The sequence below is a fragment of the Pseudacidovorax sp. DMC4 genome, assembly GCF_056314265.1.
Genome location: NZ_JBQUYR010000001.1, coordinates 192,362 through 212,532, shown reverse-complemented (window position 1 = coordinate 212,532; position 20,171 = coordinate 192,362). Strand labels below are relative to the sequence as shown.

17 protein-coding genes are annotated in these 20,171 nt (G+C 70.6%); 7 read left to right on the top strand and 10 right to left on the bottom strand.

The window, feature by feature from the left end:
- Nucleotides 1-266: 266 nt before the first annotated feature.
- Nucleotides 267-2,204 (top strand): DNA helicase RecQ, encoded by a 1,938-nt coding sequence (recQ, locus tag ACT54X_RS00980; protein ID WP_354319070.1) that lies wholly within the window; start codon nucleotides 267-269, stop codon nucleotides 2,202-2,204.
- Nucleotides 2,205-2,368: 164 nt separating this feature from the next.
- Here recQ and ACT54X_RS00975 read toward each other — a convergent pair whose 3' ends face one another.
- Both ACT54X_RS00975 and ACT54X_RS00970 read right to left on the bottom strand, forming a co-directional pair.
- Entirely contained in the window at nucleotides 2,369-3,940 is a 1,572-nt protein-coding gene (locus ACT54X_RS00975) for a S41 family peptidase (RefSeq protein ID WP_294366320.1), read from the bottom strand.
- A gap of 145 nt (nucleotides 3,941-4,085) precedes the next feature.
- On the bottom strand, nucleotides 4,086-6,410 hold the full coding sequence (locus ACT54X_RS00970; protein ID WP_294366319.1) for an ATP-binding protein: 2,325 nt from the start codon (nucleotides 6,408-6,410) through the stop codon (nucleotides 4,086-4,088).
- Nucleotides 6,411-6,592: 182 nt separating this feature from the next.
- Between ACT54X_RS00970 and ACT54X_RS00965 the strand changes: the two genes are divergently transcribed.
- From ACT54X_RS00965 to ACT54X_RS00955, 3 genes are all read left to right on the top strand, one after another.
- A complete protein-coding gene (locus ACT54X_RS00965; protein WP_294366318.1) occupies nucleotides 6,593-7,798 on the top strand; it encodes a threonine ammonia-lyase in 1,206 nt (401 codons plus the stop codon).
- Between the two features lie 201 nt (nucleotides 7,799-7,999).
- Entirely contained in the window at nucleotides 8,000-8,152 is a 153-nt protein-coding gene (locus ACT54X_RS00960; protein WP_017759270.1) for a hypothetical protein, read from the top strand.
- A gap of 216 nt (nucleotides 8,153-8,368) precedes the next feature.
- On the top strand, nucleotides 8,369-10,222 hold the full coding sequence (locus ACT54X_RS00955; protein WP_294366316.1) for a phosphoenolpyruvate carboxykinase (GTP): 1,854 nt from the start codon (nucleotides 8,369-8,371) through the stop codon (nucleotides 10,220-10,222).
- 289 nt (nucleotides 10,223-10,511) lie between these two features.
- Here the strand turns inward: ACT54X_RS00955 and ACT54X_RS00950 are convergent, their stop codons facing one another.
- A complete protein-coding gene (locus tag ACT54X_RS00950; RefSeq protein ID WP_294366314.1) occupies nucleotides 10,512-11,018 on the bottom strand; it encodes a hypothetical protein in 507 nt (168 codons plus the stop codon).
- Between the two features lie 116 nt (nucleotides 11,019-11,134).
- Here ACT54X_RS00950 and ACT54X_RS00945 point away from each other — a divergent pair, with 116 nt between their 5' ends.
- A complete protein-coding gene (locus tag ACT54X_RS00945; RefSeq protein ID WP_294366312.1) occupies nucleotides 11,135-12,118 on the top strand; it encodes a LysR family transcriptional regulator in 984 nt (327 codons plus the stop codon).
- A gap of 65 nt (nucleotides 12,119-12,183) precedes the next feature.
- Here the strand turns inward: ACT54X_RS00945 and ACT54X_RS00940 are convergent, their stop codons facing one another.
- Nucleotides 12,184-12,324 (bottom strand): hypothetical protein, encoded by a 141-nt coding sequence (locus tag ACT54X_RS00940; RefSeq protein WP_294366310.1) that lies wholly within the window; start codon nucleotides 12,322-12,324, stop codon nucleotides 12,184-12,186.
- A gap of 179 nt (nucleotides 12,325-12,503) precedes the next feature.
- On the opposite strand from ACT54X_RS00940, the gene ACT54X_RS00935 reads away from it, so the two are divergent.
- Both ACT54X_RS00935 and ACT54X_RS00930 read left to right on the top strand, forming a co-directional pair.
- Complete coding sequence (locus tag ACT54X_RS00935) at nucleotides 12,504-13,331, top strand: metallophosphoesterase (RefSeq protein WP_476344523.1); 828 nt, start codon at nucleotides 12,504-12,506, stop codon at nucleotides 13,329-13,331.
- A 47-nt stretch (nucleotides 13,332-13,378) separates the two neighbouring features.
- Nucleotides 13,379-13,582, top strand: coding sequence for a hypothetical protein (locus ACT54X_RS00930; RefSeq protein ID WP_294366305.1), 204 nt, complete (start codon nucleotides 13,379-13,381; stop codon nucleotides 13,580-13,582).
- Nucleotides 13,583-13,646: 64 nt separating this feature from the next.
- Here the strand turns inward: ACT54X_RS00930 and ACT54X_RS00925 are convergent, their stop codons facing one another.
- The 6 genes from ACT54X_RS00925 to ACT54X_RS00900 are packed head-to-tail and all read right to left on the bottom strand — an operon-like array spanning nucleotide 13,647 to nucleotide 20,096.
- Nucleotides 13,647-14,453 carry a crotonase/enoyl-CoA hydratase family protein gene (locus tag ACT54X_RS00925; RefSeq protein WP_294366303.1) on the bottom strand — a complete coding sequence of 269 codons (807 nt, stop codon included), beginning with the start codon at nucleotides 14,451-14,453 and terminating at the stop codon, nucleotides 13,647-13,649.
- Nucleotides 14,454-14,491: 38 nt separating this feature from the next.
- Entirely contained in the window at nucleotides 14,492-15,382 is an 891-nt protein-coding gene (locus ACT54X_RS00920) for an SDR family oxidoreductase (RefSeq protein WP_294366301.1), read from the bottom strand.
- Entirely contained in the window at nucleotides 15,379-16,200 is an 822-nt protein-coding gene (locus ACT54X_RS00915; protein WP_476344520.1) for an enoyl-CoA hydratase/isomerase family protein, read from the bottom strand. Before ACT54X_RS00915 ends, ACT54X_RS00920 begins: the two co-directional genes overlap by 4 nt.
- Complete coding sequence (locus tag ACT54X_RS00910; protein ID WP_476344518.1) at nucleotides 16,200-17,381, bottom strand: acyl-CoA dehydrogenase family protein; 1,182 nt, start codon at nucleotides 17,379-17,381, stop codon at nucleotides 16,200-16,202. The genes ACT54X_RS00915 and ACT54X_RS00910 overlap by 1 nt, the downstream gene beginning before the upstream one ends.
- Before the next feature lie 49 nt (nucleotides 17,382-17,430).
- Nucleotides 17,431-18,993, bottom strand: a complete 1,563-nt coding sequence (locus ACT54X_RS00905; protein ID WP_476344516.1) for an acyl-CoA synthetase — start codon at nucleotides 18,991-18,993, stop codon at nucleotides 17,431-17,433.
- A 20-nt stretch (nucleotides 18,994-19,013) separates the two neighbouring features.
- Nucleotides 19,014-20,096 carry a CaiB/BaiF CoA transferase family protein gene (locus ACT54X_RS00900; protein WP_294366294.1) on the bottom strand — a complete coding sequence of 361 codons (1,083 nt, stop codon included), beginning with the start codon at nucleotides 20,094-20,096 and terminating at the stop codon, nucleotides 19,014-19,016.
- Between the last annotated feature and the right edge of the window lie 75 nt (nucleotides 20,097-20,171).

Genomic DNA, 20,171 nt, shown 5'->3' with positions numbered 1-20,171 from the left:
TGCCATCGCCATCCGGATTGCAGGAGGCGTGCCAGGGCTGTGAGGCCGTGTGCAAACGGCTTCCACAGACTCAGCCCGAACGGTCGATGGTTCACGCAGCCCGGAGGCCCGTCGGGTCGTGGACTCACCGATCCGCATCGGGGCCACGGCCGGCCTGAGACAATGCCCACCCGGCGCGCGGGAGGCGCGCCGCTCGCGTCCGCCACCGGAGGCATCCCCCCGTTTTCCAGCCGCCAGCCCGCCCGCCGCCACCGCCCGCCCCGACCGTGTCTTCCACCCACTCCATCGACTCCGGCAGCGCCGCGCCCCTGGCCATCCTGCGCGAGGTCTTCGGCTACGAGGCCTTCCGCGGCCCGCAGGCGGCCATCGTCGACCAGGTGACGGCCGGCGGCGACGCCCTGGTGCTGATGCCCACCGGCGGCGGCAAGTCGCTGTGCTACCAGATCCCGGCCATCGCCCGCGCCCGTGCCGGCCAGGGCGTGAGCATCGTGGTCTCGCCGCTGATCGCGCTGATGCACGACCAGGTCGGCGCCCTGCACGAGGCCGGCGTGAGCGCCGCCTTCCTCAACTCGACGCTGGACTGGCAGGAGGCGCTGGACGTGGAGCGCCGCACCGCCCGCGCCGAACTCACGCTGCTCTACGCCGCGCCCGAGCGCGTCAACACGCCGCGCTTCCTGGAGCTGCTGGATGGCCTGGCCGCGCGCGGCAAGCTGGCCCTATTCGCCATCGACGAGGCGCATTGCGTGAGCCAGTGGGGCCACGACTTCCGGCCCGAGTACCGCGCGCTGGCCGTGCTGCACGAGCGCTACCCGGCCGTGCCGCGCATCGCGCTCACCGCCACGGCCGATGCGCTCACCCGCGCCGACATCGTCGAGCGGCTGCAATTGCAGGACGCGCGCCAGTTCGTCAGCAGCTTCGACCGGCCCAACATCCGCTACGCCATCGTCGAGAAGAAGGACGCCAGCACGCAGCTGCTGCGCTTCATCGAGCGCGAGCACGAGGGCGAGGCCGGCGTCGTCTACTGCCAGTCGCGCAAGCGCGTGGAGGAGGTGGCGCAGATGCTGGCCGATGCCGGCATCAACGCGCTGCCCTACCACGCCGGCCTGGACGCCGCCGTGCGCCAGCGCCACCAGGACCGCTTCCTGCGCGAGGAGGGCGTCGTGATGGTGGCCACCATCGCCTTCGGCATGGGCATCGACAAGCCCGACGTGCGCTTCGTCGCCCACCTGGACCTGCCCAAGAACATCGAGGGCTACTACCAGGAGACCGGCCGCGCCGGCCGCGACGGCCTGCCCGCCGATGCCTGGATGGCCTATGGCCTGCAGGACGTGGTCAACCAGCGCCGCATGATCGACGAGAGCCCGGCGGCCGAGGAATTCAAGCAGGTCATGCGCGGCAAGCTCGACGCCCTGCTGGCCCTGGCTGAGGCCACCGACTGCCGCCGCGTGCGGCTGCTGGCCTACTTCGACGAGACCTACGGCATGCCGCCCGATGCGCCCGAGGGCGAGGAGCGCGTGCCGCTCATGCACTGCGGCAGCTGCGACAACTGCCTGTCGCCGCCCGCCGTGTGGGACGGCACGGATGCCGCGCGCAAGCTGCTGTCCACCATCTACCGGGTGCAGCAGCAAAGCGGCATCGGCTTCGGCGCCGGCCACATCATGGACATCCTGCGCGGCAAGACCACCGACAAGGTCAAGCAGTTCTTCCATGAACGGGTGAGCACCTTCGGCATCGGCGCCGAGTACAGCGAGACGCAGCTGCGCGGCGTGCTGCGCCAGCTGATCGCCATCGGCGCGGTGGAGGTGGACGCGGAGAAGTTCAACACCCTGCGCCTCACCGACGGCTCGCGCGCGGTGCTGCGCGGCGAGGTGCCGGTGCGGCTGCGCGAGTCGGTGTCGCAGCCGGCCCCGCGCCGCAGCCGGCGCGAGCGCACGGGCGGCACCAGCGCCGCGGCACCGGCGGCGGCGGCGGCGCTCGACACCGCGGGACAGGCCCGCTTTGCGGCCCTCAAGGCCTGGCGCGCCGAGGTGGCCAAGGCCCACAACCTGCCGGCCTACGTCATCTTCCACGACGCCACCCTCGCCGCCATCGCCGAGCGCGCGCCCGGCTCGCTGGAAGACCTGGAAGGCGTCAGCGGCCTCGGCGCGAAGAAGCTGGAGGCCTACGGCGAGGAAGTGGTGCGGGTCATCGCCAGCGTGCGATAAGCGGGCACCCCCCATGCCGCTTCGCGGCTCCCCCCTCCCTCGCGCCTTCGGCTTGGAGGGGGGCGCACCCCCCGGCCCGGCAAAGCCGGTTCCGCGGGTGCACTGGCATGGCCTGCTCCGCGGCCATTCGATCTTGCCGCTGCTTGCAATCGGCGTCTGTTTGTCTAGAACCCGCGGTCCGCCGGCAGCACGATCCGGTTGTCTAGCCACGGCGCGCGCGGCCCCAGCACGGCCTGATCGGCGGGCAGGCCGGTGCCGCTGCCGGCGATGGCCGAGCGCGCGCTGGCCACGAGCGGCGTGGCGGGCGCGGGGCACACGCCGTTCTGGCGCAGGCTCAGCGCCGCGGCCAGGCGCCCTTCCGCCGGATCGCCCAGCGCATGGCTGAAGTCGTCCGCCACGCTGCAGGTCGGCGCGAAGCCGTCCGCGTAGTCGCCCTGGCCCTTGGCGTTGACGCCCTGGAACTGGATGGCGAAGTAGGTGGTGCCGCAGTTGTCCTGCGGATAGAAGCCGTAGGGCTTGCCACAAGTGGCGCCGCCCACCAGCGCCACGTTCACGCCGATGCCGCGCAGGCCGTTGACCACGGACTCGCTGGCCGAGCAGGTATCGCCACCGGCCAGCACCAGCACGCGCGGCAGGTTCAGCCGCGGCAGTGGGCTGCCCGAACGCGGGCCGTACTGCGCCGTCGCATAGAAGGGCACCCGGCTGGCGGCGTCGGACGTGCCGAAGGGGTTCTTGCGGTTGTAGACCAGCCGCTCGAAGGTCTGCCCCGCCGTGCTGCCGGTCGGCGCGATCATGCTGGCCAGCTCCGAGGCGATGCCCAGCAGACCGCCGCCGTTGTAGCGCATGTCCAGCACCACGTCGGCCACGGCGGCATCGCGCAGGCCGGCGATGGCGTCCATCAACTGCGCCTCGGCCGCCACGCTGTGCTGGTTGAACTGCAGATAACCCACGTTGCCGCTGGCCGTGGCGATGGTCTTCACGTTCATCACGGCGCTGCTGGCGATGTCGGCGGCCGTGAGGCTGAGCGTGACGTCGCCACCGGCCAGGGTACGCAGGCCCAGCTGGTGCACGTCGCCTGCCTTCTGGGGCGCCAGCCCGGCGTTGAGGCCATCCACGTTGCTGCCGTTGGTCACGTCGATGCCGTCGACGGTGCGCAGGCGCATGCCGCGCGTCACGCCGGCCGCGGCGGCGGGCGAGTTGGGCTCCACGTAGGCCACGCGCACGTCCCGCGGCGGCACGCTGGAGAGGTAGGCGAAGCGGATGCCGTAGCCGATCTCCTGGCCGTTGCTCGACAGGCCCTGGTACGCGGCCGTGTCGTAGGTGAAGTGGAAGCGGTCCTTGGGCTTGCCGCTGGAAGTGAGCGCCGAGGTCTTGAGCACCGCGAAGTAGTCGATGGGCGTCGCATAGTTCGCCGCCGAGAGGGTGGGCACCTCGTCGTACCAGAGGTAGGTGTCGTCGATCCAGGAGCGCACCCAGCGCTTCTCGTCGAGCAGGGTCCCGGCCAGGTCGGCGCTGCCGCTGCGGGGCTTGGCGCACCGGCCCGCCACGGAGGCCACGTCGACGATGTCCGGATCGCCGGCCTGGGCGACAGGCGTGGACGCCGGGGCCGCCGGACTGCTGGCGGGCAGGGCCAGCGGCAGCGCGCCGCCACCGCCTCCACCTCCGCCGCCGCCACAGGCACTCAACACGGTCACGATCGCGCCGGCCAGCAGCGCCCCCATCCCTCGTCGCTTCATGGATCGTCCTCGGTGTGATGGGCACGCGGCCCCGGCGCGCATGCCGGCGCCGATGCTAGCGCCCCTGCACGACAGTTCGCGCGCCCAGGATGTGTGAATGAATCCGGCGGGGCCGGGCGGGCGTGGCGGGCTCGCCCACCCCTTCTCAGTGGACGAAGCCCATGCCCCGGGCCTCGCGCACCTCGGGCTTGAGGCGGTGCTCGGCCTCCAGCTGCTCCAGGAATTCCTCGGGCGTGAAAGCCGTGGCCAGGATCTCCACCTGCCGCTTGACCGCGGCGAAGTCGCCGGGGCACAGCTGGTCCAGCCGCGCTAGGCGCGCCGCCGCTTCGGGCGTCAGGGCCTCGGCATCGCCGCCCAGCGCCTCGTTGACGAACATGCGCTCGCGCTGGTCGGTCGTAAGGGGCTTGAAGCGGATCTTGAAGGTGAAGCGGCGCAGCGCCGCCTGATCGATGCGGTCGAGCAGGTTGGTGGTGCAGACGAAGACGCCCTGGTAGCGCTCCATGCCCTGCAGCATCTCGTTGACCTCGGTGACCTCGTAGGTGCGCTGGGCACCGCGCCGGTCCTGCAGGAAGGAGTCCGCCTCGTCCAGCAAAAGCACTGCCTTCTCGGCCTCGGCCTCGCGGAACATGGCGGCCATCTGCTGCTCGGTCTCGCCGACGTACTTGCTCATCAGGTCGCTGGCCTGCTTGATCATCAGCGGCCGGCCCAGCGCGCGGGCGATGTGCTCGGCCAGCGCCGTCTTGCCGGTGCCGGGCGCGCCGTAGAAGCACAGCGTGCCGTGGCCGCGGGCCTTGAGCGCCTCGACGATGCGCGGGATCTCGAAGCGCGTATCGACGTTGAGCATGCCCAGGTCCCAGGTGGTCACGGCCAGGCGCTCGGCCGGCGTGCCGGGGCTGCGGCCGAGCGCCTGGTCGGCGTTACGCAGCTGGCGCTCGATCAGCGCCTCGGCATCGACGCCGCCTTCGGCCGCCAGGCCGGCGAAGCGCACCGCGGTGCGGATCTGCGCCGGCGTGAGCCCGCGCCGCTCGGCCAGCCGGCCCGCGAAGGCCTCGGACACCTCGACGCCGGCCAGGGCCTTGCGCACGATCTGCTCGCGCGCCCCGGGCGGTGGCGACTTCAGCTCCAGGTGGTAGGCGAAGCGGCGGCGGAAGGCCGGATCGATCTGCTCGATGCGGTTGGTGACCCACAGCGTGGGCACCGGGTTGGTCTCCAGGATCTGGTTGACCCAGGCCTTGCCGTTGACGCTGCCGCTGGCGGCCGGCGCCGCGATCTGCTCGGCCCGGGCCATGAACTGCGCCGCCTCGGTGCTGATGGGCGGAAACACGTCCTCCACCTCGTCGAACAGCAGCGCCGACTGCGCGCTGCCCTTGAGGAAGACCTGCGCGATCTGCAGCGAGCGGTAGCGGTCGCGGCCCGAGAGGGAGTTGCCGTCGCGGTCGGCGTACTCGACCTCGAACAGCTCCAGCCCCGCGGCCTGCGCCACCACCTTGGCCAGCTCGGTCTTGCCCGTGCCCGGCGGGCCGTAGAGCAGCACATTCACGCCCGGCTCCTTGCGCGCGACGGCGGCACGCAGCAGCGTGATCAGCATGCGGGCCTCGTCGTCGACGAACGCGAAGTCGTCCAGCGTCAATTCGCTCTTGGTGGAGGGCCGCGTGAAGACGGCCATCAGCTCGCTCTGGTCGCGGTACTCGCGCATGAGCACCGGCGGCAGCTTCTCGCTGACCTTCATCAGGTCGGCCAGGTCGGTGATGTTGTGCTCGGAGATGAGGTTCTCGACCAGGCCGATGCGCTCCAGCCGCGAGCCGGCGCGCAGCGCCTCGCCCACCTCGCTGGGGCTCACGCCGGCCACCTCGGCCAGCGCGGCATAGGCCTCGGGCGCGTTGCTGACCTTGAACTCCACCAGCAGCGAGCGCAGGTCGCGCTGGTAGCGCGCCAGCGTCCCGTAGAGCAGCAGCGCGCGCTCGGCCTTGTTCAGCTGCAGCAGGCCAGCCAGCGCGTCGATGTTCTTCTCGACCAGCGTGGACTGCTTGCGCAGCGTCTGCGCCAGCCAGTCGCGGGTCAATGCCAGCACGGCCAGCAGGTCCTTGGGCTGGTCCTTGGCGTATTCGTCGAGGTGGAAGAAGAGCGTGCCTTCTTCGTAGGGCCCGCGCCAGTGGCCGTGGCGCTCGAGCAGGGCGCGGTTGTCCAGCGTCTGCACGTCCTTCCAGACCTCGTTGCCCTCGCAGCGCCGCGCCAGGAAGGCCCGCAGCCGCTGCAATACCGACACGGGCCACACCAGGTGCCGGCCGGTGAGCGAGAGCAGGCCGTTGAGGTCGCGCCGCACGTTGAAGCGCGGGCCCTGCTGCGCAGCGAGCGTGAGCACGAAGTGCGAGCACATGAGCTCCAGCACCGGCGCCTCGCGCAGGCCGGGCGAGGGCAAGGCGGCCCCGCGCTGGGCGGTGCTGGCGTCGAGTCCTGAGCGGCGGGCCATGGCAGGGTTTCCTCGGAGATGGAGCGGCGACCATAGCGCAGTCCGATGCAATGCGGAAGTGCGGGGCCGCGAAAGCCCCGGGACGGCGGCGCGCGCCCGCCGGTCCCGATGCAGGGCCGCCCGCGGCCGCAGGCGCGCATCCGGCGGACGCCGGCGTGCGCAGCGGCGCCACAATGCCGGCCATGGTCTCCCTCCAAGACATCGAAGCCGCCGCCCGGCGCCTCCAGGGCCAGGTGCTGCGCACGCCCTGCGTGGAATCGCGCACCCTGTCGGACATCGTCGGTGCGCAGGTCTTCCTCAAGTTCGAGAACCTGCAGTTCACCGCCTCCTTCAAGGAGCGTGGCGCCTGCAACATCATGGCGCAGCTGGCCGCCGCCGACGTGCCGCCCAGGGGCGTGATCGCCATGTCGGCCGGCAACCATGCCCAGGGCGTGGCCTACCACGCGCAGCGCCTGGGCATTCCCGCCACCATCGTCATGCCGCGCTTCACGCCGGGCGTGAAGATCGAGCGCACGCGCGGCTTCGGCGCCCATGTGGTGCTGTTCGGCGATTCGCTGGAGGCGGCGCGCGCCCATGCCTACGAGCTGGCCGAGCGCGACGGTCTGGCCTTCGTGCATCCCTACGACGACGACGCCATCATCGCGGGCCAAGGCACGGTGGCGCTGGAGATGCTCGAAGACGTGCCGGAGCTGGACACGCTGGTCGTCTCGGTGGGCGGCGGCGGCCTTCTGGCCGGCATGACGGTGGTGGGCCGGGCCCGCCGCCCCGGCCTGCAGATCGTGGGCGTGCAGACCGCGCGCTTCCCGGCCATGGTCAACGCCGTGAAGGGCACGGAGCACGTCGCCGGCACCAGCACCATCGCCGAGGGCATCGCCGTGGGCACGCCGGGCGAACGCACGCGCGAGATCATCGCGGCGATGGTGGACGACCTGGTGCTGGTGGACGAGGGCGACATCGAGCAGTCGGTGCTGATGCTGCTGGAGATCGAGAAGACGCTGGTGGAGGGCGCAGGCGCCGCCGGCCTGGCCGCGCTGCTGCGGCATCCTGAGCGCTTCCGCGGCCGCAAGGTGGGCCTTGTGCTCTCGGGCGGCAACATCGATCCGCTGCTGCTGGCCGCGATCATCGAGCGCGGCATGGTGCGCGCCGGTCGCCTGGCGCGGCTGACGGTGAGTGCTCGCGACGTGCCCGGCATGCTGGCGCGCATCACGGCCACCGTGGCGGAGGCCGGCGCCAACATCGACGAAGTGCACCACCAGCGCGCCTTCACGCTGCTGGCGGCGCAGAACGTGGACATCGAATTGGTGCTGCAGACCCGGGGCCGCGAGCACCTGGCCTCGGTGATCGAGGCCCTGCGCAACGCCGGCTTCGAGGCCGAGGAAAAGCACTAGCCCGGGCCGGCTGTTGCGCGGCGGCGGAACGCACGGCCACTTTTCACCCTCCGCACCGGCGCGCAGCGCGCGCCGGGACAGCGCAAACCCGCTGCTGGAGCGCCTCGGCAGGAGAAACCCCGAGACCCAGTCGCTTTCCTGGGAGAAGGGGTGCTTGTTAACATCTTTCTCCTTGTCCGCTTAGAAAAGAGACGCTCGCCCATGTCCACTCCCACGCCCGTCGAGCCCGGCCACGATGCCATCATCGAGAAAGACGCGGTGGAAGGCATCGTTCCGCTGATGCCCATTGTGCTGCCCATTGCTGGCGGCATCCTGATGCTGCTGCTGGCTTCGATCGCGGTGTACCTGGCCTGAGTGCCGAGGGCGTGCATGAATCCGGCCTGAGCGCCATGCCGGATTCCTCCATGCCTTCCGACGGACGCGCGGGCTTCACGCCGAGCGCGACCTGCCGCCTGCGCCGACCGCGACCGCGGAATCCCTGACCGAAGACGTTTTCTCCAACGACGTTCACGCCGCGCGCCCCGCGACGAGCGTCGTTCGAAAAGACAGTTTTCTTTTCAGGAGTTCACCATGAGTCCCAGCAATCTGCAGGCCCCCGACTACGTCAAGAATCCCAAGCTCATCGCCTGGGTGGCCGAGATGGCGGCCCTGTGCAAGCCCGAACGCATCCACTGGTGCGACGGCAGCCAGGAAGAATACGACGCGCTGTGCAACCAGCTGGTCGAAGCCGGCACCTTCAAGCGCCTGAACGCGGCCAAACGACCCGGCTCCTTCCTCGCCTGCTCCGACCCGAGCGACGTCGCCCGCGTCGAGGACCGCACCTTCATCTGCAGCGAGAAGAAGGAAGACGCCGGTCCCACCAACAACTGGATGGCCCCCGCGGAGATGCGCGCCACGCTGCAGCCGCTGTTCGACGGCTGCATGAAGGGCCGCACCATGTATGTGGTGCCCTTCAGCATGGGCCCGCTGGGCTCGCCCATCGCACACATCGGCATCGAGCTGTCCGACAGCCCGTACGTGGCCGTCAACATGAAGATCATGACCCGCATGGGCCGCGCCGTGTACGACGTGCTGGGCGCCGAGGGCGAGTTCGTGCCCTGCGTGCACACCGTGGGCGCGCCGCTGCAGGCCGGCCAGAAGGACGTGGCCTGGCCCTGCAACAAGACCAAGTACATCGTCCACTACCCGGCCACGCGCGAGATCTGGTCGTACGGCTCGGGCTACGGCGGCAACGCCCTGCTGGGCAAGAAGTGCTTCGCCCTGCGCATCGCCTCCAACATGGGCCGCGACGAAGGTTGGCTGGCCGAGCACATGCTCATCCTCGGCGTGACCAGCCCCGAGGGCAAGAAGTACCACGTGGCCGCCGCCTTCCCCAGCGCCTGCGGCAAGACCAACTTCTCCATGCTCGTGCCGCCGGCCGGCTTCGAGGGCTGGAAGGTCACGACCATCGGCGACGACATCGCCTGGATCAAGCCCCAGCCCGATGGCAGCCTGCGCGCCATCAACCCCGAGGCGGGCTACTTCGGCGTGGCACCGGGCACCAACTTCAAGACCAACCCCAACTGCATGGCCAGCCTCGACAAGAACGTGATCTTCACGAACGTCGCGCTGACCGACGACGGCGATGTGTGGTGGGAAGGCATGGAGGCCGATGCTCCCGGCAAGGCCCTGCCCGCGCACCTGATCGACTGGCAGGGCAAGGACTGGACGCCGCAGATCGCGCGCGAGACCGGCGCCAAGGCCGCCCATCCCAACGCCCGCTTCACCGTGGCCGCCACCAACAACCCGGCGCTTGACGAGGCCTGGGACGACCCGAAGGGCGTGAAGATCGACGCCTTCATCTTCGGCGGCCGCCGCTCCACCACGGTGCCGCTGGTCACCGAGGCCCGCAACTGGACCGAAGGCGTCTACATGGCCGCCACCATGGGCAGCGAGACGACCGCCGCCGCCGCCGGCCAGCAGGGCGTGGTGCGCCGCGACCCCTTCGCCATGCTGCCCTTCATGGGCTACAACATGAGCGACTACTTCCAGCACTGGCTGGACCTGGGCAAGAAGCTGCAGGCCTCGGGCGCCAAGCTGCCGCACATCTACACCACCAACTGGTTCCGCAAGGGCGACGACGGCAAGTTCGTCTGGCCCGGCTACGGCGAGAACATGCGCGTGCTCAAGTGGATGATCGACCGCATCGAGGGCCAGGGTCAGGGCGACGAACATGTCTTCGGCGTCAGCCCGCGCTACGAAGACCTGAACTGGACCGGCCTGGACTTCAGCCGCGAGCAATTCGACAAGGTCACCAGCATCGACAAGGCCGCCTGGCAGGCCGAACTCAAGCTGCACAGCGAGCTGTTCGAGCAACTGGCCCACCACCTGCCGGAAGAGCTGCCGCAGACCAAGGCGGCCATCGAGCAGCGCCTGGCGGCTTGATATAGAGCGACACCCCCCATGCCGCTTCGCGGCTCCCCCCTCCCTGGCGCCTTCGGCTTGGAGGGGGGCGCACCCAGAGGCCTGGCGAAGCCAGTTCCTCGGGTGCACTGGCGTGGCCTGCTCCGCGGCCTTTCGATTCTGTTGCCCGACGTGCGTGTCTGCGCCAGCAGCCACGCGGTCCCGCAGCCAGCGCATCCGGCCCTGTGCGAGCCGCAGACGCAAAAAAACCGCCCGAGGGCGGTTTTTTTGCGGGCGCTCGCCGCCTTTCGGGGCGGCGGCCAGGCTGCGCTCAGTAGTAGCGGGCGAGGTGGCTGGCGGTGGCCTGGTGCACGCGCATCTTGGTCTGGGCCGGCACGGCGCTGTCGACCGCCGAGACCGATTCGGCGCGGGTGATGGCCGCCTGCAGGTCGTTCATGATGCGGGTGTCGCGGTGTGCGGCGGCAAGGAAGCGCTCGTCGGCGCGGGCAGCGGCCTGGGCGCGCTGCAGGCTGTTCCAGCGCTCGACCAAGCCGATGGCCAGGCTCTGCGCAGCGCCGGCGGCGTACAGCGACAGGCCGCCGAACACCAGGGCCCACAGCACCATCCAGGCGGCCAGCAGGCTGCCGTCGGTGATCTCGGCCACGAAGCGCTCGGCCACCACCAGCGCAGCGGCCAGCAGGGCGGCGACGACCATCATGAGCGCGCCACCGCGGGCCTTGAAGCTGCGGCCCGCATCGCGGATGTAGGCCGCGGTTTCCTCGGCGCGGCGGACGCCGGGGTGCGAGACGGGTTGGTCGACGTGGACGAAGGTGGTCATGGCAATCCCCTCCTAGGGAAGAAAACGGTGGGCAACAGTGCCGATGGACTGAATATTAGGGTTTGCCCCAGTGTTCTTCCACTTTATAGTGGTGATGCTCTTCATTCATTGGAATGATGAACGTCAATTTCCGCACACTCGATCTGAATCTCCTGCGCGTCTTCGACGAGGTGATGGCCGAGCGCAGCCTCACCCGCGCCGCCCGCAACCTCTCTCTGACCCAGCCCGCGGTGAGCAATGCCCTGCGCCGCCTGCGCGAGACGCTGGGCGACGAGCTGGTGCACCGCGCCGGCAGCGGTGTCGAGCCCACGCCGCGGGCCCTGGCCCTGTGGCCGGTGGTGCGCGACGCCTTGCGCCACATCCAGCACGCCATCGCCCCCACGGCCTTCGAGCCGGCGCAGGCGGACGACAGCTTCGTGCTGGCCATGGCCGATGCCACCGCCACCGAGCTGATTCCCGGCGCCGTGCGGCTGCTGGAGGCGGAGGCGCCCGGCGTGTCGCTGCGGGTGGTACCGCTGAACACGCGCGACCCGCGCGGCCTGCTCGACAAGGAATCGGCAGACCTGGCCATCGGCCACTTTCCGGCGGTGATGGCCGACCTGACGGCCCGCACCCAGGCCGGTGAAGCCGTGGCCTTCGAATCGCACCGCCTTTACGTGGGGCGCTACGTTTGCGTGATGCGTAGCGGCCATCCGCTGGCCGCGCAGGAGCTGACGCTGGACGCCTTCTGCGCCGCGCGTCACCTGCTGGTGAGCTTTTCCGGGCGGCCCTGGGGTTTCGTCGACGAGGCGCTGGAGGCCATCGGCCGTCGCCGGCGCATCGTGCTGACGGTGAACCAGTTCTTCACGGCCGGCAAGGTGGTGGCCGATTCGGACCTGCTGACGGTGCTGCCGCGCCATTTCGTGAGCAGCACCGGCGTGAGCGACGGCCTGGTCGTGCGTGAGTTGCCGCTCACCCTGCCGCTGGTGCACGTGGATGCGCTGTGGCACCGGCGTATGCAGGCGGCACCGGGTCACGCGTGGCTGCGCGACCTGATCGTGCGGGCGGCGGGCGATGCGTTTGCCCGCACCCTGGCGGAGTACGTGCTGCCGCGGGCCTGAGTGGCTTGCGGCCTATCCCGCCGGTGCTCCGGTTGCCGCTTATCTTGCGCCAGCCTGGCGATACCTCAACGGACGACGCGCAGCCAGGCGGAAGCGGCTTCGCGCAGTTCCTGCGCGTGGTGCGGATCCAGGCCGGCCATCGCGTCGGCGGATTCGAAGAGATCGGCGGCCGGGCTGGCGGGCACGGGGGCGGCGGTCGGTTGCATCCAGCGGGACCAGAAAGTGAGCAGGGAAGACATGATGTTTCGCGGCTCCACGCCGCGTGTATGTAGGTATGGGTAGAAGAATAGGGTTTTCCCTAGTTTTCACAACCCCAACTCCATGCCGTCCGCGCATGGCGCCGCAGCGACCGCGACATGGGCTGTGAATTTCTACACTGGTGCGCATGAAGATCCAGCTGCTGTCGGACCTGCACCTCGAGACCTATCCCGAATTCGTCGCCCATCCCGCGCCCGGCGCCGAGCTGCTGGTGCTCGCGGGGGACGTGGGCTCGTACCAGCGCGGCTCGCAGCTGACGGACCCGGATTTCGGCCTGGGCCGCTTTTCCCCGAAGCGGGGCTGGCCGGTGCCGGTGATCTACGTGCCCGGCAATCATGAGTACGACGGCCTGGATTTCGACGAGACCCATGCCCGTCTGCGCGAGCACTGCGAGGCGCTCGGCATCTTCTGGCTGGAGCGCGAGATGCAGGTGCACCAGGGTGTGCGCTTCGTCGGCACCACGCTCTGGGCCGACTTCGACGCCCTTGCGACGCCGCAGGACGACACCGTCGCCCGCGTTCGCAAGCGCGGCAAGGCCATGCGCGCCGCCGATTTCTACCTGGCCAAGGCCGCCACCACACGCGGCGGCCAGCCCTTCATGGCAGCCGAGCTGCGCGCGCAGGCCCTGGCGTGCCAGGACTGGCTGCGCGAAGCACTCGCCCAGCCCTTCGACGGTGTGACGGTAGCCATCACTCACTTCGCGCCTTCGCTGGCCAGCGCCGACCCGCGCTACGGGCTGGCGCCGGGCACGGCAGGCTTCTGCAATGCGCTGGACGAGTTGCTGCCGCTGGCCGACGTCTGGATGCACGGCCACCTGCATTGCGCCTTCGACTACGTGAAGTCAGGCTGCCGCGTGGTCGCCAATCCGCGCGGCTACGAGGAAAAGGGCGAGCAGGCCGGCTTCCTGCCGCTGGGCTGCGTGGAACTGCCGACGCAGCCTCGGAGTCGACCCTGAAGCGTCCGGTGCTGAATGCCGGCCATCCTCATCCAAGGAACCGTTCGATGACCTCTCGATTCGCCCCCGGCGCCCGGCGCGCCGCCCTCACCCTGGCACTGATGCTGGGCCTTGCCGCCCTCGGCACCGGCTGCGCGAGCAGCGGCTCGGCCAGCGGCGGCAGCACGGCATCCACGGGCGGCAGCGGTGTGGAGGTGTTCGGCACCATCGACGCTGGCGTCAGCGGCGTGCGCAACAAGTCGGGCCGCTGAGCGGCGGGACGCCACCCCGCAGATCGGATGGGAAGCGCGCCGAGCCGCGAAGGGGGAAGCGGGCTCAGTCCTCGTACCTTGCCGGGCGCTTTTCCATCCCCGCGCGCACTGCCTCCCTCTGATTCGGGCTACCGATGAGCGCCTGCTGCTCCCGCGCTTCGGCGAGCAGCAGTTCCTCGGGCGTGGCGTGTGCCGTCAGGCGCATCAGCCGCTTGGCGGCGCGGATGGCGCTGGGGCTGCTGGCGGCGATCTGGCGCGCCATGGTCCGGGCCTCGGTCAGCGGATCGGCGCTGACCCGGGTCGCCAGGCCCAGCGCGGCGGCCTCGGTGCCATCGACCACGCGGCCGGTGTAGACCAACTCCCGCAGGTGGTCGCCGCGCACCAGCGGCGCCAGCAACGCGCAGCCCGCCATGTCGGGCACCAGGCCCCACTTGATCTCCAGCACCGACAGGCGCGCATCGGCCGCCACCAGGCGGATGTCCGCGCCCGCTGCCAGCTGCAAACCGCCGCCATAGGCCACGCCGTGCACCGCGGCGATGACGGGCACCGGCAGCTCCTGCCAGCCCCAGCAGACCTGCTGGAAGCGGTTGGCGATGCCATGGGTGCGCGGCAGCAGGTCGGTGAAGCCGCCAGCGGGTTCGCCGCCCGCCATGCCGGCCATGCTGCCCATGTCCAGTCCGGCGCAGAAGGCGCGACCTTCGCCGTGCAGCACCACGGCGCGCAGGCCGGGCTCGGCCTGCAGGCGCGCCAGGGCATCGAGCAGGGCGTCGAACATGGCGGGGTCGAGCGCGTTCATCTTGTCGGGCCGGGCGAGCGCCACCTCTGCCACGCCGCCGTCCACGTCGACCCGCACACGGGTGGGGGAAGTCATCGAAAAAAGTCTCCTGTGCAAAGCCCGGCGGCGGGATCTCAGGCCGTGCGCTGGGCGCGGTCGGCCGCGTTGCGCGAGGCGATGGACTCGCGCGCCTTCGCCCAGTCGTCATCGCCCCAGGCGGCCAGGCTGGCGAAGTTGCCGCCGGTGGCCTGATATTGCCCGCCATCGATGGCAATCGTCTGTCCCGTGAGGTACTCGGCCTGTCGGCTCATGAGGAAGACCGCCAGGTTGGCCAGCTCGGGCATGCGACCGGCGCGCTGCATGGGATTGCCCTCGGGCTTGTGCTCGCCGCCCTGTGGATTGAGGCGCGCGCTCATGCCCTCGGTGGGAAAGAGCCCCGGCGCGATGGCGTTGCAGCGGATGCCGCGGTTGCCCCATTCCACCGCCAGCGACTGGGTCATCGCATGCACACCGGACTTGGCCATGGCCGAAGGCACGGTGAAGGCGGAGCCGTTCCACACCCAGGTGGTCAGGATGGACAGCACGCTGCCGCGCTGCCCTGCCGCCAGCCAGCGCCGGCCGCATTCCAGCGTCATGTTGAAGCTGCCGCGCATGACGATGTTGGCCACGGCGTCGAAGGCGCGCATCGACAGGTCCTCGGTGCGGCTGACGAAGTTGCCGGCCGCGTTGTTGACCAGGCCGGTGAGCGGCCCGCCGTCGGCCCAGATGGCGTCGAGCATGGCCTCGATGGCGTCAGGCTGCCGCACGTCGCAGGCATGGCCGGCCGCCTTGCCGCCGTGGGCCGCCATCAGCTCGCGTGCAGTCTCTTCCACCACCGGGCCGCGTCGGCCGCAGAGGTAGACGTCGGCGCCGAGCATCAGGAAGGCCTCGGCCATGACGCGGCCCAAGCCGGTGCCGCCGCCGGTCACGAGGATGCGTTCGCCGGCCAGCAGGCCGGGCTTGTACATGAGGTCGTCGAGGGTCATGGCTTCACGGGTGAGGAAGCGCCGTAGCGCGGTTCGCGCCGCGCCAGGAAGGCGCGCACGCCTTCCTGGAAGTCGGGCGTCTGGGTGCACAGCACCTGGTTGCGGTCTTCGAGGGCCATGGCCGCCTCCAGGCTCGCGGCGTCCACCGCATGGCCCAGGGCGTCCTTGGTGAGGGCCAGGCCCAGCGGCGTGGCGCGCAGCATGTCGGCGCACAGGCTGCGCGCCTCGGCCTCGATCTCGTCCATGGGGCCCACGCGGCTGACCAGCCCGAGTTGCTGGGCGCGCTGTGCGTCGATGAAGCGGCCCGTGAGCATGTATTCGGCGGCCACCGAACTGCCGACCATGCGCGGCAGGAAGTAGCTCACGCCCACGTCGCAGGCCGACAGGCCGATGCGGATGAAGGCGGCGTTCATGCGGGCATCGGGCGTGGCCAGGCGGATGTCCGAGGCCAGCGCCAGCGCGAAGCCGCCGCCGCTGGCCGCGCCCTGCACCAGGCTCACGATGGGTTGCGGGCAGCGCCGCATGGCGACCATGATGTCGCGGATGCCGCGCTGGCGCTGGAGCATCGCGGCGGCATCGGGCATGCGCTCGAGGTCCACGTCCCGCAGGTCCAGCCCCGCGCAGAAGGCCCGGCCCGCGCCGCGCAGCACCACCACGCGGGCAGCGGACTGCAGCGTCAGGCCCTGGAAGTACTGGCGCAGCGCCAGCACCAGCGTGTCGTCCAGCGCGTTCAGGCGCTCGGGGCGGTTGAGCGTGAGCCAGGCGACGCCGGCTTCCTCGCGCACCTGCAGCACATCGTCGGCGGCGGGCGTCGTCATCACAGCGCCCGCGAGATGACTTCCTTCATGATCTCGCTGGTGCCGCCATAGATGCGCTGCACCCGCGCGTCGGCATACATGCGCGTGACCAGGTATTCGTTCATGAAGCCGTAGCCGCCGTGCAGCTGCACCAGCTCGTCGAGCACGCGGCCCTGCGCCTCGGAGCCCCACAGCTTGGCCATGGAGGCGGTGGCCGTGTCCAGTTCGCCGGCCACGATCTGCTCCACGCACCGGTCCATGAAGGCACGGCCCACCATGATCTGCGTGGCCACCTCGGCCAGCTTGAACTTGGTGTTCTGCATCTCGGCGATGGGCTTGCCGAAGGCCTTGCGCTCGCGCACGTAGTCCAGCGTGGCGGCATAGGCGCCTTCCATGCAGGCCACGGCGCTGACGCCGATGATCAGCCGCTCGTAGGGCAGGTCGCCCATCAACTGATAGAAGCCCTGGCCCTCCTGGCCGCCCAGCAGGCCGTCGGCCGGCACCACCACGTTGTCGAAGAAGAGCTCGGAGGTGTCCTGCGCCTTCATGCCCATCTTGTCGAGCACGCGGCCCACGCGGAAGCCCTCGCGCTGCATGCCCGGCGCGTCATCGCCCGCAGGCGCCGCATCGGTCTCCACGATCAGGATCGAGGTGCCGCGTGCGCCCTGCGTGGGGTCGGTCTTGCAGACGACCAGGATCACGCCGGCCAGGAAGCCGTTGGTGATGAAGGTCTTGCTGCCATTGAGCACGTAAAGGTCACCCTGCCGCTCGGCCCGCGTGCGGATGCCCTGCAGGTCCGAGCCGGCGCCGGGCTCGGTCATGGCGATGGCGCCGATCAGCTCGCCGCACGCCATGCGCGGCAGGTACTTGCGCTTCTGCGCCTCGGTGCCGTGATTGAGGAAGTAGTGCGCCACGATGGAATGCACCGAATTGCTCATGCCGGAAAGGCCGCGGCGCGCCATCTCTTCGTAGATCACCGCCTCGTGCCGGAAGTCGCCGCCACCGCCACCGTAGTCCTCGGGGATGTCCGTGCACAGCAGGCCCAGCTCACCGGCGCGGCGCCAGAGCTGGTGGCCGACATGACCACGCTTGCGCGCCGCTTCGTCCTGCGGCTGCATCTCGGATTCGATGAAGCGCACCGCGGTGTCGCGCAGCGCCTCCAGCTCCTCGTTGTTCCAGGAGCGCTTCAGGTTCAGGGGCATGTCTGTCTCCTTGTCGGGCCCAGCCGGCCGCGCCGGGCTGCGCGATCGGTCAATTGACGTTGCGGGCGCGGCCGGCCCAGAAGGGGGCACGCAGTTCGAACTTCTGCAGCTTGCCGGCGGCCGACAGCGGCAGCGCGGCGCGGAACTCCACCGAGCGCGGGCACTTGTAGCCGGCGATGTGCGCGCGGCAATGGGCGATCACCTCGGCCTCGTCCAGCGACCGGCCCTCGCGCAGCACCAGCACCGCATGCACGCGCTCGCCCCAGCGCTCGTCGGGCACGCCGATGACGGCGCACATGGACACCTGCGGCAGCTGGGCGATGGCGTTCTCCACCTCGGCCGAATACACGTTCTCGCCGCCGCTGACGATCATGTCCTTGAGCCGGTCGACCACGAAGAGGTAGCCATCGGCATCGAGCCGGCCCATGTCGCCGGTGTGCATCCAGCCGTCCCGCAGCGCCGCGGCCGTCTCGGCCGGCTTGTTCCAGTAGCCCTGCATCACCATGGGACCGCGCGCGGTGATCTCGCCCACCTCGCCGGGCGGCAGCTCACGGCCTTCGCCGTCGACGATGCGCACCTCGGCGATGGGCACCGGCCGGCCGGCGGCGCGCAGCAGGCGCTCGCGCTGCGGGCCGGGGCGGTGCTCCTCGGGGCCGAGGGTGACGACGGTGGGCGCCAGCTCGGTCATGCCGTAGGCCTGGGCGAAGTCGGCGCCGGGCAGGGCAGCCATGGCCTGCGCCAGCAGCGTCGCGTCGATGGGTGCGGCACCGTGGAGCATCAGCTTGAGGCTGGACAGGTCGAACTCGGCGAAGCGCGGATGCTCGATCAGCCGCTTGATCATGGTGGGCACCAGGAACATCTCGTTGGCCCGGTGCGCCTGCACCGCCGCCATGATGGCCACCTCGTCGAAGGCCGGCACGATGACCTGCGGCACCAGCCGCTGCGCCATCAGCAGCGACAGCCCGCAGCCCGCCACATGGAACATGGGCGAGACGACCAGCCCCACCTGCACGCCCACGCGCGGCACCGCGCTCGCGTTGGACAGGGCATTGATGTAGAGGTTGTCATGGCCCAGCATCACGCCCTTGGGCCGGCCCGTGGTGCCGCCGGTGTACATGACCGCGGCCAGGTCGGTGCCGCCACGCCGCAGGTCGTCGCGAGGCGCGGCCTCGGCCAGCAGGGCTTCGTAGCCCAGCGCGCCCTCGGGCGGCGTGCCGCGGCCGCAGAAGATCACCGTGCGCAGGCTGCGCGACAGTTGGCGCAGCTGCGGCACCAGCGGGGCGAAGGCATCGTCCACGATCAGCACGCGGGTGTCGCAGTCGTCCAGCGAGTAGGCGACCTCGTGCGGATTCCAGCGGATGTTGACCGGGTTGACCACCGCGCCCGTCCACCAGCAGCCGTAGAAGTACTCCAGGTAGCGCACCGAGTTGAGGGCCATCATGCCCACGCGGTCGCCCGGCGCCACGCCCAGCGCCGCCAGCGCACCGGCCAGGCGCTCGATGCGGTCGGCGAGCTCGGCCCAGCTGCGACGTTCGTCGCCGCAGATCGCCGCGGTCTCGCCCGCCTTCTCGCGCCGGCCCTTGTGGATGGATTGGGTGAGGGACATCGTCATGGCCGTGCGCTCCGGGGCCGTCAGACCTTCGCGCCCCAGGCGGCCAGCACCTCGTCCAGGCTGGCCGCCTGCGGTGCGGCGGGCTCGGTGGGCGTGCTGCGCGAGAAGCGGGGCGCGGGCGCCGGCTGCACCACGCCATCGACCTCGGTGAAGGTGCCGCGGGCGCGGTTGTGGGCATGTTGCGGCGCCTCGTCCCAGTCCAGCACCGGGGCGAAGCAGGCGTCGGTGCCTTCGAGCAGCGCGCACCATTCGTCGCGGGTGCGGGTGCGGAACACGTCGGCCAGGCGCAGCTTGAGCAGCGGCCAGCGGGCCGGGTCCATCTGGCCGTCGAAGAGCGGATCGTGGATGCCGCAGCGCTCGCGCAGCTCGGCATAGAACTGCGGCTCGATGGCGCCGATGGCCACGTACTTGCCGTCGGCGCAGGCATAGGTGTCGTAGAAGTGGGCGCCGCCGTCGAGCATGTTCTCGCCACGCTGGTTGCTCCACTGGCCCTTGGCCTTGAAGCCGTACATGAACGCCGAGAGCAGGGCGGTGCCGTCGGTCATGGCCGCGTCGATGACCTGACCGCGACCGCTGCGGCCGGCCTCGTGCAGGGCGGCCAATAGGCCCACGGCCAGCAGCATGCCGCCGCCGCCGAAGTCGCCCACATAGTTGAGCGGCGGTACCGGCGCCTCGCCCGCGCGGCCGATGGCATGCAGCGCGCCGCTGATGGCGATGTAGTTGATGTCGTGGCCCGCCGCCTTGGCCAGCGGGCCATGCTGGCCCCAGCCCGTCATGCGGCCGTAGACCAGGCGCGGGTTGCGGGCCAGACAGTCGTCGGGGCCCAGGCCCAGGCGTTCCATCACGCCGGGGCGGAAGCCCTCCACCAGCAGGTCGGCCTTGTCGATGAGGGCCAGCGCCGCCGCCTGGCCGTCGGGGCCGCGCAGGTCGATGGCCACCTGGCGGCGGCTGCGGGTGGTGATGTCCTGCGGATCGGGCGCGACGCCGGGGCGGACGATGCGCAGCACCTCCGCGCCCAGGTCCGCCAGCAGCATGGCGCAGAAGGGGCCGGGGCCCAGGCCGGCGAACTCGACCACCCGGACGCCGTGGAGCGGACCTGCCATCGCGTTGTCTCCTTGTGTGTGCATGGCGCGGGCCGGCCTTGTCGCCGGTCCCTGCCCCGATCATGGCGCAGCCGG

Coding starts and splice junctions, on each gene's coding strand:
- ACT54X_RS00930 (WP_294366305.1), top strand. CDS start 13,379: ATGACCTCTCGATTCGCCCCCGGCGCCCGGCGCGCCGCCCTCACCCTG.
- ACT54X_RS00925 (WP_294366303.1), bottom strand. CDS start 14,453: ATGACTTCCCCCACCCGTGTGCGGGTCGACGTGGACGGCGGCGTGGCA.
- ACT54X_RS00970 (WP_294366319.1), bottom strand. CDS start 6,410: ATGGCCCGCCGCTCAGGACTCGACGCCAGCACCGCCCAGCGCGGGGCC.
- ACT54X_RS00920 (WP_294366301.1), bottom strand. CDS start 15,382: ATGACCCTCGACGACCTCATGTACAAGCCCGGCCTGCTGGCCGGCGAA.
- ACT54X_RS00935 (WP_476344523.1), top strand. CDS start 12,504: ATGAAGATCCAGCTGCTGTCGGACCTGCACCTCGAGACCTATCCCGAA.
- ACT54X_RS00915 (WP_476344520.1), bottom strand. CDS start 16,200: ATGACGACGCCCGCCGCCGACGATGTGCTGCAGGTGCGCGAGGAAGCC.
- ACT54X_RS00960 (WP_017759270.1), top strand. CDS start 8,000: ATGTCCACTCCCACGCCCGTCGAGCCCGGCCACGATGCCATCATCGAG.
- ACT54X_RS00945 (WP_294366312.1), top strand. CDS start 11,135: ATGAACGTCAATTTCCGCACACTCGATCTGAATCTCCTGCGCGTCTTC.
- ACT54X_RS00965 (WP_294366318.1), top strand. CDS start 6,593: ATGGTCTCCCTCCAAGACATCGAAGCCGCCGCCCGGCGCCTCCAGGGC.
- ACT54X_RS00910 (WP_476344518.1), bottom strand. CDS start 17,381: ATGCCCCTGAACCTGAAGCGCTCCTGGAACAACGAGGAGCTGGAGGCG.
- ACT54X_RS00955 (WP_294366316.1), top strand. CDS start 8,369: ATGAGTCCCAGCAATCTGCAGGCCCCCGACTACGTCAAGAATCCCAAG.
- ACT54X_RS00975 (WP_294366320.1), bottom strand. CDS start 3,940: ATGAAGCGACGAGGGATGGGGGCGCTGCTGGCCGGCGCGATCGTGACC.
- ACT54X_RS00900 (WP_294366294.1), bottom strand. CDS start 20,096: ATGGCAGGTCCGCTCCACGGCGTCCGGGTGGTCGAGTTCGCCGGCCTG.
- ACT54X_RS00905 (WP_476344516.1), bottom strand. CDS start 18,993: ATGACGATGTCCCTCACCCAATCCATCCACAAGGGCCGGCGCGAGAAG.
- ACT54X_RS00950 (WP_294366314.1), bottom strand. CDS start 11,018: ATGACCACCTTCGTCCACGTCGACCAACCCGTCTCGCACCCCGGCGTC.
- ACT54X_RS00940 (WP_294366310.1), bottom strand. CDS start 12,324: ATGCAACCGACCGCCGCCCCCGTGCCCGCCAGCCCGGCCGCCGATCTC.